The sequence below is a fragment of the Oryzicola mucosus genome (assembly GCF_014534685.1).
Lineage (GTDB): Bacteria > Pseudomonadota > Alphaproteobacteria > Rhizobiales > Rhizobiaceae > Oryzicola > Oryzicola mucosus.
On record NZ_JACVVX010000001.1, the window covers coordinates 594,517 to 606,622 of the forward strand.

At 63.6% G+C, this 12,106-nt stretch carries 9 protein-coding genes; 2 read left to right on the forward strand and 7 right to left on the reverse strand.

What is annotated here, in order from left to right; all coding sequences use genetic code 11:
• Nucleotides 1-24: 24 nt before the first annotated feature.
• From ICI42_RS02800 to ICI42_RS02820, 5 genes are all read right to left on the reverse strand, one after another.
• Nucleotides 25-1,551 carry a sugar ABC transporter ATP-binding protein gene (locus tag ICI42_RS02800; RefSeq protein ID WP_188162997.1) on the reverse strand — a complete coding sequence of 509 codons (1,527 nt, stop codon included), beginning with the start codon at nt 1,549-1,551 and terminating at the stop codon, nt 25-27.
• A 159-nt stretch (nt 1,552-1,710) separates the two neighbouring features.
• The gene (locus ICI42_RS02805) at nt 1,711-2,703 is read right to left on the reverse strand and encodes an ABC transporter substrate-binding protein (RefSeq protein WP_188162998.1); all 993 of its coding nucleotides are present in this window, start codon (nt 2,701-2,703) and stop codon (nt 1,711-1,713) included.
• A gap of 300 nt (nt 2,704-3,003) precedes the next feature.
• Entirely contained in the window at nt 3,004-3,435 is a 432-nt protein-coding gene (locus tag ICI42_RS02810; RefSeq protein WP_188162999.1) for an RbsD/FucU family protein, read from the reverse strand.
• Nucleotides 3,436-3,469: 34 nt separating this feature from the next.
• Nucleotides 3,470-4,486, reverse strand: a complete 1,017-nt coding sequence (locus ICI42_RS02815; protein WP_188163000.1) for an aldo/keto reductase — start codon at nt 4,484-4,486, stop codon at nt 3,470-3,472.
• A 189-nt stretch (nt 4,487-4,675) separates the two neighbouring features.
• Entirely contained in the window at nt 4,676-6,181 is a 1,506-nt protein-coding gene (locus tag ICI42_RS02820) for a UxaA family hydrolase (protein WP_188163001.1), read from the reverse strand.
• Nucleotides 6,182-6,358: 177 nt separating this feature from the next.
• Between ICI42_RS02820 and ICI42_RS02825 the strand changes: the two genes are divergently transcribed.
• Nucleotides 6,359-7,249 carry a GntR family transcriptional regulator gene (locus tag ICI42_RS02825; protein ID WP_188163002.1) on the forward strand — a complete coding sequence of 297 codons (891 nt, stop codon included), beginning with the start codon at nt 6,359-6,361 and terminating at the stop codon, nt 7,247-7,249.
• Between the two features lie 104 nt (nt 7,250-7,353).
• Entirely contained in the window at nt 7,354-8,985 is a 1,632-nt protein-coding gene (locus ICI42_RS02830) for an AMP-binding protein (protein WP_188163003.1), read from the forward strand.
• A gap of 28 nt (nt 8,986-9,013) precedes the next feature.
• Here ICI42_RS02830 and glpK read toward each other — a convergent pair whose 3' ends face one another.
• Complete coding sequence (gene glpK, locus ICI42_RS02835; RefSeq protein ID WP_188163004.1) at nt 9,014-10,498, reverse strand: glycerol kinase GlpK; 1,485 nt, start codon at nt 10,496-10,498, stop codon at nt 9,014-9,016.
• Nucleotides 10,499-10,521: 23 nt separating this feature from the next.
• A complete protein-coding gene (gene glpD / locus ICI42_RS02840) occupies nt 10,522-12,039 on the reverse strand; it encodes a glycerol-3-phosphate dehydrogenase (RefSeq protein ID WP_188163005.1) in 1,518 nt (505 codons plus the stop codon).
• Nucleotides 12,040-12,106: the final 67 nt, after the last annotated feature.

Genomic DNA, 12,106 nt, shown 5'->3' on the forward strand with positions numbered 1-12,106 from the left:
GTGACCTCTCAGCAATAATTCTCGTCAGACGCCGATCGCTTGCGTCAGCACATCTTCATGGCTTGCGGTGTGGAATCCGTGGCTCGCCACCAGTCTGCCGCGCCGAAACACATGCAGCGTATCGGCCAGTTCGTAGACTTCCGGCAGGTAGGACGAGATCAATATGATGCCCGCCCCCTGCGCCAGCAGCGTGCCGAACAGCCGATAGATTTCGGCCTTGGTGCCGACATCAACCCCGACGGTCGGCTCGTCGAAGATGAACAGCCGCGCCCCGTGGTTCAGCCATTTGCCGATCACGATCTTCTGCTGGTTGCCGCCCGAAAGGCTGGAAGCCAATGCGTGGCGGCCGGCGGTCTTGATGCGCAGGTCGGCTATCTGCTGGTCGGCGTGCTTCTTTTCCTGGCTGCCCGAGATCAGCATGTTGGAGCTGATACGCTTGTAGATCGGCAGGTTGAGGTTTGTCCCCACGGTCAGGTTGAGACAAAGGCCCTGGTCGCGCCGGCTCTCGGGCGCCAGAGCCATGCCGAGCCGCATGGCGTCGCGTTCCGACTTGATCTCGACGTCCTTGCCATCCCACAGGATGGAGCCGCCGGATTTGGCATGGCGCCCATAGAGCGTGGTGACGAACTCGCTGCGGCCGGCGCCGATCAGCCCGTAAAGGCCGACGATCTCGCCGGATCGAACCGACATCGACACATCCTCGAAGCCCTTGCCGGACAGGTTGCGCGCCTCGACAATGACCGGCCCGAACTCGAACTTGTCCTTGTGATAGACCTGTTCGATGGAGCGGTTGATCATCATGCGGATCAGTTCGGCATCGTCGGTCTCGGCAATGTTGCGGGTCCCGACATAGGTGCCGTCGCGCAGCACAGACACGCGGTCGGCCAGCTCGAACACCTCTTCCATGCGGTGGCTGATATAGACGATGGTGACCCGTTGCGCCTTGAGGCGCCGGATCAGGGTGAAAAGCTGGTCGGCCTCGCGCCGCGTCAGGTAGGCGGTGGGCTCGTCGAAGATCAGGAATTTCGTGCCGCGCACGGTGGCGCGGGCGGCGGCGACGAGCTGCTGCTGGCCGATGGTCAGGTCGCCGAGCAGGACATGGGCGGGAAGCTCGAAGCCGAGATCGTCGAGGATCTTCTGCGCTTCGCGCACCATGGCGCGCTGTTGCAGAATTCCGAACCGTACGGTCTCCTCGCCGAGAAAAATGTTGGCGGCGACCGTCAGGTGCCGGCACAGCACGACTTCCTGGTGGACGGCATTGATGCCGAGCGCCATGGCCTCATGCGGCGTGGACAGTGCGGTCGGCTTGCCTTCCCAGATGACGTCGCCCGAAGTGCGCGGCATCACCCCGGTCAAAAGCTTGATGAGGGTCGATTTGCCTGCGCCGTTTTCGCCGACGATGGCATGAATCTCGCCGGCCTTGAAATCGAGGTTGATCGGTTTGAGCGCGTGCGTGCCAGGATATTTCTTTTCCAGCCCGCGCAGTTCGAGGATGATTTCGCCCGGCGCGAGATCGGGTTCGGGATGCAGGTCGGACGATGCTGTGTTCATGACAATCCTCCCGGAACGTATCGATGAGGTGTAAGCCTCCTCATCCGGCCCTGCGGGCCACTTTCTCCACTCCGGAGAGAGCCTACACACCGCGCCCAATCGCAGGCGGGGCGAAAGCAGGGCGAATGGGTGAGGAGCAAGCTCCTCACCCGAACCAGACTAGTTCAGCTTGGGGTTGAGCAGCGCGTCGATCTTCGGCTCTGCCATGTTGGCCTTGGTGACGAGGTTCGCGCCGGTGTCCACGAAGGTCTCGACCGTCTCGCCCTTGGAGGCTGCGAGCGCGGTTTTGATGCCGTCATAGCCCATCCGGTAGGGGTCCTGCACGACGAGGCCGGAGATGACGCCGTCATTGAGGAACTTGATGAGCTTTTCGTCGGAGTCGAAACCGATCAGGCCGACCTTTCCGGACAGGTCGTTCTCTGCAATCGCCTGGCCGACGCCCTGCGCCATGATCAGGTTGGAGGCGAAGATGCCCTTCAGGTCCGGATTGGCGGTGATCAGGTCGGTTGCGATGTTCAGGCCGGTGGTCGCCTGACCGTCGGCATATTTGTCGGCGACGACTTCGAGGCCGGGATACTTGGCCTTGACCTGCTCCAGGAAGCCTTCGCGGCGCTGTTCGAGCGAACCGGCGCCCGGCAGTGCGGTGATGATGGCGACCTTGCCTTCGACCTTGCCGCCATTGGCAGCGCCGATGGCTTCGGCGAGGCCGTCTGCCGCGACGCGTCCGCCCTGCACGTTGTCGGTGGTCAGGAACGAGGTGAAGGCCTTGGAGTCGGCCGAGGAGTCGATGCCGATGATCTTGACCTTGCTGGCGGCCTCGTCGATCGGCTTGCCGAGCGCCTTGGCTTCGGTCGGCGAGATCACGATGGCAGCCGGATTGCCGGCGACGGCGTTTTCAAGGATCGAGATCTGGCCGTTGACGTCGGTTTCAGCCTGCGCGCCGAGTTCCGGAACCTTGACGCCGAGGTCCTTGCCGGCCTGGCGGGCGCCGGCCATGACGATCTGCCAGTAGAAGGACGTGGTGTCCTTGACGATGATCGGAATGGTGACTTCCTGAGCGAATGCCGGGGCTGCCGGAGCGGCCAGTGCAAGCATCGATGCCGCGGCGAGCGCGGTAAAGGCACGACGGGTGATGGTGGTGACGGATTTCATAGGCTTCCTCCCTAAGTCGCCTGGTGAACGTGGGTTTATCCGGCTCTGGTTAGGCGTCGCCCAAAGCGGACTTTATCGATAAAAAACAGATGCTGAGAAGAGGTAGCGGATTTGCCGTTTCCTGGCAAGCAGGCCGTACCGCGGAATTTTGTGAGCCTCCCTGCTCCCGAAAGCCTGCCGATCCAAGGATCGGCGGCGCTCCTCCTAATTGATCAGAGCGATGAAATATTAATTCCATCATTCTGTCAACTTGGAATGTACGTTCCCTTTTCGGCGTGCGCGTTCCAATGCCGCAAGGCCTCAGGCGTCCTGGACGACGCCTTTCTTGAGGATGATATTGGCATAGACCGCCCGTTCGCCGGTCGCGACAATATAGGCAGCCCCTCTCGACCGTTCGTAGAAGGCGAAGCGCTCCAGAGGCTCGACGGCGAAGTCGCCGGCAAGCCGGGTCACGATAGCCTGGAACGACTGGCAGATCGGCGGAACGACGTCCGGCGTATCCACCATCGCCATGCGGAAGGCCGATGCGGTGGCGAAGGTGTCGAGCGGAAAATGCGTCAGGATCGCCTCCAGCAGCGCCTCCGCGCCCAGTCCGTCGGCCCGCACGACCTTCGGACCCAATGTGCTGGCGGGGAAATTGGCGTCGGCCAGAACGATTTCGTCGCCATGACCCATGGTCTGCAACGCGTGCAGCAGATCGGGTCCGAGCAAAGGATGAATTCCGCGCAGCATCAGCCGATATCCTCGGTGACAGGCTTTAATGGCGTCATTCGCGCACCGCGCCCTTCAGCGGCGGCTGGACGGTGGTGTAGGGCCGGTATTTCTCGAATTCCGCCGCCGGGACGGTATCGTCAAGCAAATCGAGGTTGCGCTTGAGACTTGAGGTCTTCGCCGTGCCGATCAACACGGTGGCGACGGCAGGCTCATCAAGCGGAAACTGCATCGCGGCCGCGGCCAGCGGATAGCCGCTCGCCGTGGCGATATTTTCCATAGCCGAAACCTTGGAAAGTATTTCCGACGAGGCCGGCCCATAGTCGAAATTCGCGCCGGGCTTGGCGCCCGTTGCCATGATGCCGGAGTTGAACACGCCGCCGATGACCAGCGAGGTCTTGCGCTCGCGGCATACGGGCAAGAGCTCCGCCTCGGCCGAACGGTCGAGCAGCGAGTAGCGGCCGGCCAGCAGGATGCAGTCCAGCGGCGCGCGGCGCATCACGTTCAGGCAGACCTCGACCTCGTTGACGCCCAGCCCATAGGCCGAGATCACGCCGCCCGACTTCAGCTCTTCCAGCGCCTTCAGCCCGCCATCGAGCAGCTGGCCGAGATGCAGCTTGGTCAGCTCCACGCCGTGGGTGTAGACGCCGATATCGTGGACATAGAGGATGTCGATGCGGTTCAGCCCCAGCCGGGCGTAACTGAACTCGACCGAGCGCATGATGCCGTCATAGCTGTAGTCATACTCCAGCTTGAACGGCAGCGGATCGACGAAGCCGACCTTCGGCACCTGATCTTCTGGTACCGGCCGGAGCAGACGCCCCACCTTCGTGGACAGCGCATAGCTGTCGCGCGGCTTCGAGCGAAGAAAGTCGCCGAAGCGCCGCTCGGAGAGGCCGAAGCCGTAATGCGGCGCGGTGTCGAAATAGCGGATGCCCGCGTCCCATGCGGCGTCGAGCACCGCTTCGGCGTCGGGGTTGGATACCGCCTGGTAGAGATTGCCCAGCGAGGCCCCCCCGAAGCCGATCTCGGTGACCTCGAGGTCGGTGGTGCCGATCCGGCGCTTTTTCATCGTTTTTCCCTCACCATGTGTCTGTCGCCCCTCCAGCGATGCCCCTCATGCCCCCTTTGGGGACCATTTTGAGGGGGTCGAACCGCCGGTTTCGACCCCTCCTTCGCGATGCTTGGACCCCTTCAACCGGGCGCGGAAGGGGGTCGCCAAGCACTGCGAAACCGCGTGCGGGGGTCAAGGGTTTCGTCGTTAAAGCGTCGCCCCAAGATGCCACGGCACAAACTCGTTGTCGCCATAGCCGAACTCTTCGCTCTTGGTCTTGCGGCCCGAAGCCGTCTCGATGATCAGTTCGAACATTTCGCGGCCCATCTGTTCGATGGTCTTTTCGCCCGAGGCGATGTCGCCGCAATTCACGTCCATGTCTTCTTCCATGGCGTTGTAGAGGGTCGAATTGGTCGCCACCTTGATCGACGGCGTCGGCCGGCAGCCGAAGCACGAGCCGCGGCCCGTGGTGAAGACGATGACATTGGCGCCGCCGGCCACCTGCCCAGTCGCGGATACCGGGTCGTAGCCGGGCGTATCCATGAACACCAGCCCATGGCCGGTGACCTTCTCGCCATAGCCGAACACGCCGGTCAGCGGGGTCTGGCCGCCCTTGGCGACGGCGCCCAGCGACTTTTCCAGAATGGTCGTCAAGCCGCCGCGCTTGTTGCCGGGCGAAGGATTGTTGTCGATCGACGCGCCGTGCAGGGCGGTGTGGTCTTCCCACCACTTGATGTAGCCGTCGAGCTTCTTGGCCACCTCCGGCGTGGTGGCGCGGTAGGCAAGCAAATGCTCGGCACCGTAGATCTCCGTCGTTTCAGACAGGATGCCGATGCCGCCGACGCCGGCGAGAAGATCTACAGCCGCGCCGAGCGCCGGATTGGCTGTTATGCCCGACATGCCGTCGGACCCGCCGCATTGCAGGCCGACGACGATCTCGCTCAGCGGAATCGGCTCGCGCTTGAGCTGTCCGACCTCTTGGGCGATCTCGGCCAGGATCTCCATCGCCTTTTCGACCGCCTTGCGCGAACCGCCGGCATCCTGGATGTTGAAATGGCGCTTGGACGAGACAACGCCACGCTGTCCGTAAAGCGTCAGCTGGTTGACCTCGCAGCCCAGCCCGATCATCAGCGCACCGCCGAAATTCGGATGCCGGGCATAGCCCGCCAAGGTCCGGTGCAGCACCGCCATGCCGTCGCCGGTGCCGCTCATGCCGCAGCCCTGGCCATGCACGATCGGCACGAAACCGTCGATGCCGGGATAAAGCGGCAGCAGCCTGCGGTTCGCCTCGTCCGAGATGGCCTTGCAGACGGTGGTCGAACAATTCACCGAAGCGATGATGCCGATGAAATTGCGCGTGCCGGCGCGCCCGTCGGCGCGGCGATAGCCCATGAAGGTGCGCGCCTTGTCGGCCTCGGTGGGCTCCAGCGCGGTGCCCGGCGGGACAACCGGCATGCGGCCGGCCTCGAACACCAGGTTTTGCGAATGCACATGCTCGCCCGCGGCGATATCCTGCGTCGCCCTGCCGATCGCCTGTGCATATTTGATCACCGCCTCACCCGCCGCGATCGGCCTGGTCGCCACCTTGTGGCCGGGATCGATGACCGTCAGCGTCGGCACGCCGTTCGGAAGGGCTTCGCCGGCCTCCAGCTTGCCATTGGCGACCGCGACATTGTCGGAAGGGGAAAGAATGATGGCTTTGGCCAAACTCACTGCCGTTGCTCTCATGGTAAGGCCGGCGCAGCCCTTGCGGGGACGCCGGGGAAAGATTTCAGGCCGTCGGCCCAGCTTGGATTTTGTCTTTTATCGTGAAAAAACATTTTGCCGTCAATCGGATTTTTGCTACCCACGCATTGTCTCGCTCCGACTCCCGGGCGAAAGGGCAGCGCCATGGCAAAACAGAAAAATGTCTATAAAGACGCCTATAACCGCTGTCTGGAAATGATATCGGCAAGCGACGCGCTGCCGTCCGAACCCGACCTCGGGGCGGCGCTGGGCGTCAGCCGCACCACCGTTCGCACCATTCTTGCGAAGATGGAAGAGAGCGGGCTGATCGCCTGGAACAAGCGCAGCAAGCTCGTGCTGCGCGATCCCACCGAGGACGATTATTTTCCCGAGGAAGAAACCGATGCGCTGTCGCTCATCATCGAGCGCAAATTCATGGAGCGGCTGTTGGCCGGAGGCTCGCAGGCCGGCATGCAGGTCAACGAATTGGAGCTTGCGCGCGAAATCGGCGTCGGCACCACCAGCGTTCGGGAATTCCTGATCCGCTTCAGCCGCTTCGGACTGATCGAGAAGCGCAGAAACAGCCATTGGGTGCTGAAGGGCTTTACCAAAGCCTTCGCGCTCGAACTCACCGAAATCCGCGAGATGTTCGAACTGCGCTCCGCCCATGCCTTCGCCGCGCTGGGCAAGAACAACCCGATCTGGTCTACCCTCGACGTCATCGAGGACGAACATCGCGCGCTCCTGGCCTCGGTGTCAGACCGTTACCTCGAGTTTTCCGCGCTGGACGAACGGTTCCACCGCCTGGTGCACAGCGCCTCGCACAACCGTTTCATCGTCGATTTCTACGACGTCATCGCCATGATCTTCCACTACCACTACCAATGGAACAAGACCGGCGAGCGCGAGCGCAACGAGGTCGCCCTGCAGGAGCATCTGCGCTACATCGCGGCGCTTCGTTCCGGCGATATCGCCAAGGTCGAGGAAGCCTGCCGCAGGCATCTGCGCTCGGCGCGCGAGACACTGCTGAGATCCATTCCCGAAACCTGGCAGTGATTTTTCACTCTTCTGCACCGATGCTGCGCTGCAGCACGATATCTTGACGCAGTGCAAAAGCAGGTTTAGCCCTTGCTGCGACCTTCTTTTCGCGTGAGACAGCCATGCTCGAACGGCGAACCAGCTACGAAGCGCTCTGCCGGGATTTCGCCTGGAAGATTCCTCCGCGATTCAACATCGGCACCGCCGTCTCCGACCACTGGGCGAGCCGCGAGCCGGATCGTGTCGCGCTGATCGATTACCGTCCCGACGGCGAGGCGGCGCGCCTCAGCTTCGGCGATCTGACGCGGCAGTCCAACGCGCTCGCCGACAGCCTGCGCAAGGCAGGGATACGGCGCGGCGACCGGGTCGCGCTGCTCTTGCCGCAATCCTTCGAGACGGCGATTGCGCATGTCGCGATCTACAAGCTGGGCTGTATTGCCGTGCCGCTGGCGCTGCTGTTCGGGGTCGAGGCGCTTGAATACCGGCTGCAGACGGCCGGCTGCGCTGCTATCGTCACCAACGATGCCGGGTTCGCCAAGGTCTCGGCGGTTGCCGCCCGGCTGACCGACCTCAAGCTGATCGTCTCCACCGAGGGCAGCAAGGGGGCGCTGGATTTCCGCCGTCTGGTGGCACATGGCTCGTCCGTTTTCGCGGTCGAGGACACCACGCCTGACGATCCGGCGATGATGATCTTCACCTCCGGCACGACAGGCCCGCCCAAGGGCGCGCTGCACGGCCACAGGGTGCTGCTCGGCCATCTGCCCGGCATCCAGATGGCGCAGGAGTTCCTGCCCCAGCGCGGCGACATCGCCTGGACGCCCGCCGACTGGGCCTGGGCCGGCGGCTTGCTCAATCTCCTGCTGCCCAGCCTCTATTTCGGCCTGCCGGTCGTGGTCGGCCGCTTCGACAAGTTCGATCACGAGGCAGCCCTGCTGCTGATGGAAAGATGCGGGGTGCGCAACGCCTTCATCCCGCCCACCGCGCTGCGCATGCTCAAGACCGTTCCCGAGATCGGCAGGCGTTTCCGGCTCAAGCTGCGCAGCATCGGTTCGGCCGGCGAGTCGCTTGGCCGCGAGACCTATGACTGGGCGAAGGCGGAACTTGGCCTCACCGTCAACGAGTTCTACGGCCAGACCGAATGCAACGCCGTTCTGGCGTCCTGCGCAGCCCTGGGTGTCAGCCGCGGCGGCGCCATCGGCAAGGCAGTGCCCGGCCATAGCGTGGCGATCATCGACGAATGCGGCCGTCCGCTGCCTGTTGGCGAGGCGGGCCAGATCGCGGTCGCCCGCCCCGATCCGGTGATGTTTCTGGGCTATTGGGACAACCCCGAGGCGACCGAGAAGAAATTCATCGCCGACTGGATGACCACCGGCGACCAGGGAGTGCAGGATGCCGACGGCTACGTGTCCTTCTTCGGCCGTGACGACGACGTCATCACCTCTGCCGGTTTCCGCATCGGCCCCGGCGAAATCGAGGACTGCCTGACCGGCCACCCCGCGGTGGCCCTGGCCGCCGCCGTCGGCAAACCCGACGCCCTGCGCACCGAAATCGTCAAGGCCTATGTCGTGCTGAAGGATGGTTTTGCCGGTTCTTCCGTCCTGGCCGGCGAAATATCGCAATGGGTTCGCGAGCGGCTGTCCGCGCATGAGTATCCGCGCGAGGTCGAGTTCGTCGATTCCATGCCGCTGACCACCAGCGGCAAAGTCATTCGCCGCATCTTCCGCGACAGGGCCAAGCGCGAGCTTGAGGTATAGAGAACACCTTCCGCGCGCCGTTGGCGTGTCAGCTCAAGGTCCGACGCACCGCATCGCGCCAGCCGGCGAGTTTGCGCTTGCGGGTCGCGGCGTCCATTTTCGGCTCGAAACGCCGGTCGAGCGCCCAGGATTTGGCGAATTTCTTCGCATCCGGCCAAACGCCCGCCTTCGATCCGGCAAGCCATGCAGCCCCCAGAGCGGTGGTTTCCAGAATGGTCGGCCGGTCGACGGGCGCGTCTAGAATGTCGGCAAGGCGCTGCATGGTCCAGTCCGAGGCGACCATGCCGCCATCGACGCGGAGCACCGTCTTGCCGCCGCCCTTCCAATCCTTCTTCGTCGCATCCAAGAGGTCGCGGGTCTGGTACGCCACCGATTCCAGGGCGGCGCGGGCGAATTCGGCCGGCCCTGAATTGCGGGTCAGCCCATAGATCGCGCCCCGTGCATGCGCGTCCCAATGCGGCGCGCCCAGGCCGACGAAAGCCGGCACGAGGTAGACCTCCTGCTCGGGATCGGCTTTCTCAGCCAGACCGCCGCTGTCGGATGCCTTGCCGATGACCTTGATGCCGTCGCGCAGCCATTGCACGGCCGCACCCGCGACGAAGATCGAGCCTTCCAGCGCATAGGTGGTCTTGCCGTCGAGCCGGTAGGCGATGGTGGTCAGCAGCCGGTTTTTCGAGCGGACGATGTCGCTGCCGGTGTTGAGAACGGCAAAGCAGCCGGTGCCATAGGTCGACTTCATCATGCCCGGCTCGAAACAGGCCTGGCCGATGGTGGCGGCGTGCTGATCGCCGGCGACGCCCAGGATCGGCACGGAGGCGCCGAGGATGGATTTCTCCGTCACCCCGAAGTCGTCGGCGCAGTCCTTGACCTCGGGCAGAAGCGCTCGGGGAATATCGAGTATCTCGAGCAACTCGTCGTCCCAGGCGTTCTTTTCGATGTCGAAGAGCAGCGTGCGAGACGCGTTGGTGGCGTCGGTGGCGTGGATCGCACCGCCCGTCAGCCGCCAGATCAGGAAGCTGTCGATGGTGCCGGCCAGCAATTCGCCCTTCTCGGCGCGGCGGCGGGCGCCTTTGACGTGATCGAGCAGCCAGCGCAGCTTGGTGCCGGAAAAATACGGATCGAGCAGCAGGCCGGTCTTGCGCGTGAATTTCGGCTCCAGCCCGTCCTTCTTGAGGCGCGCGCAGAACGACGCCGTGCGGCGGTCCTGCCAGACGATGGCGTTGTGGATCGGCTCGCCCGTCGCCTTGTCCCAGACGACGACGGTTTCGCGCTGGTTGGTGATGCCGATGGCGGCCACATCCCCGGCCTTGACGCCGCCCTTGCGCAGCGCCTGCCGGCAGGTGGCGACGACGCTTTTCCAGATGTCTTCCGGGTCATGCTCGACCCAGCCTGAGGCGGGGTAATGCTGGGTGAATTCCTTCTGGCCGATGCCGGCTATCTTCATGTTCCTGTCGAACAGGATCGCCCTGCTTGAGGTCGTGCCCTGGTCGATTGCCAAAACAAAGCCTGGCATCGTTCCTCCCCATTGTCGGTCTCTTATTCCGCCGCGGCGGGTTGCCTCCGGACATCGTCCATGAAGACTTGCAGGGCCGCAACCTCCTCGGCGACGAATTTCAGCCCGCGCTTGGTGCGGCGCCACAGCACGTCCTCGGCGGTCTGCGCCCATTCGTGCTGCATCAGGTAGCGCACTTCGGCTTCGTAGAGCTCGTCGCCGAACATGCGGCCGAGATCGTCCAGCGTTTTCGCATTGCCGAGCAGCACCTTGGCGCGGGTTCCATAGAGACGGATCAGCCGGAACGCCTCGCGGTCGCGCAGGAACGGATAGGCCGTGCGCAAACGCTCGACCTCGAGCTCGAAGCCGTCGGGCGGAAAGTCGCCGCCCGGCAAGGTCGTTCCGGCGGTCCAGGCCGGGCCTTTCTTGCCGATGAGGTCTTCGATCTTTTCCAGCATGGATTCGGCCAGCCGGCGATAGGTGGTGATCTTGCCGCCAAAGACATTGACGATGGGCGCTTCTCCCGAAGGCGCATCCGCCTTCAGCACATAATCGCGTGTCGCTTCCTGGGCCTTGCTCGCGCCATCGTCGAACAGCGGGCGCACGCCCGAATAGGTCCAGACGACATCGGCTGGGGTGACCGGCTCGCGGAAATACTCGCTGGCGGCATTGCAGAGATAGTCGATTTCGCCGGCGCTGATGACGACATTGTGCGGATCGCCGCCATAGTCGAGATCGGTCGTGCCGATCAGCGTGAAATCCTGCTCGTAGGGAATGGCGAAGATGATGCGGCCATCCTTGTTCTGGAAGAAATAGGCGCGCGGATCGTTGAACTTCTTCGGCACGACGATGTGGCTGCCCTGCACGAGGCGGACATTGTGGACATCGTTCTGCGCGACGATGCCGCTGATGACATGGTCGATCCAGGGGCCGGAGGCATTGACCAGAAGCCGGGCGCGGACCTGTTCGGCGTGACCGGTCGATATGTCCTGCAGGGTGACGTTCCACACCTTGTCCTCGCGCCGCGCGCTGACGACCTTGGTGCGGGTGCGGACGACGGCACCCCTGTCGGCGGCGTCGCGGGCGTTGAGCACGACGAGCCGGGCATCGTTGACCCAGCCGTCGGAATATTCGAACGCCTTGGTGAACAACGGCTTCAGCGGCGCACCGGCGGGGTCAGTGCGCATGTTCAGGGTGCGCGTCGCCGGCAGCAGCTTGCGGCCGCCGAGATGGTCGTAGAGGAACAGGCCGAGACGGAGCAGCCATGCCGGCCGCAGGCCCTTGGCATAGGGCAGGACGAAGCGCATCGGCCAGATGATGTGCGGCGCCATCTTCCACAAAACCTCGCGCTCCATCAGCGCTTCGCGCACCAGACGGAACTCGTAATGTTCGAGATAGCGCAAGCCGCCATGGATCAGCTTGGTGGAGGCCGAGGACGTGCCGCTGGCGAGGTCGCTCATTTCTGCGAGCATCACCGAATAGCCGCGCCCGACAGCATCGCGGGCAATGCCGCAGCCATTGATCCCGCCGCCAATCACCAGCACGTCATAGGTCTGCGCCATGGTCAGGCAGTCTCCGCGCTTTCAGTTTGTGGCACTATGGTTTTTCCGAAAGCGTTTTTTATTTGTT

Excerpts from the sequence above, each read along its gene's own strand:
- ICI42_RS02810 (WP_188162999.1), bottom strand. The coding sequence starts at position 3,435 with ATGCTGCGCGGAATTCATCCTTTGCTCGGACCCGATCTGCTGCACGCG.
- ICI42_RS02830 (WP_188163003.1), top strand. The coding sequence starts at position 7,354 with ATGCTCGAACGGCGAACCAGCTACGAAGCGCTCTGCCGGGATTTCGCC.
- glpK (WP_188163004.1), bottom strand. The coding sequence starts at position 10,498 with ATGCCAGGCTTTGTTTTGGCAATCGACCAGGGCACGACCTCAAGCAGG.
- glpD (WP_188163005.1), bottom strand. The coding sequence starts at position 12,039 with ATGGCGCAGACCTATGACGTGCTGGTGATTGGCGGCGGGATCAATGGC.
- ICI42_RS02800 (WP_188162997.1), bottom strand. The coding sequence starts at position 1,551 with ATGAACACAGCATCGTCCGACCTGCATCCCGAACCCGATCTCGCGCCG.
- ICI42_RS02805 (WP_188162998.1), bottom strand. The coding sequence starts at position 2,703 with ATGAAATCCGTCACCACCATCACCCGTCGTGCCTTTACCGCGCTCGCC.
- ICI42_RS02825 (WP_188163002.1), top strand. The coding sequence starts at position 6,359 with ATGGCAAAACAGAAAAATGTCTATAAAGACGCCTATAACCGCTGTCTG.
- ICI42_RS02815 (WP_188163000.1), bottom strand. The coding sequence starts at position 4,486 with ATGAAAAAGCGCCGGATCGGCACCACCGACCTCGAGGTCACCGAGATC.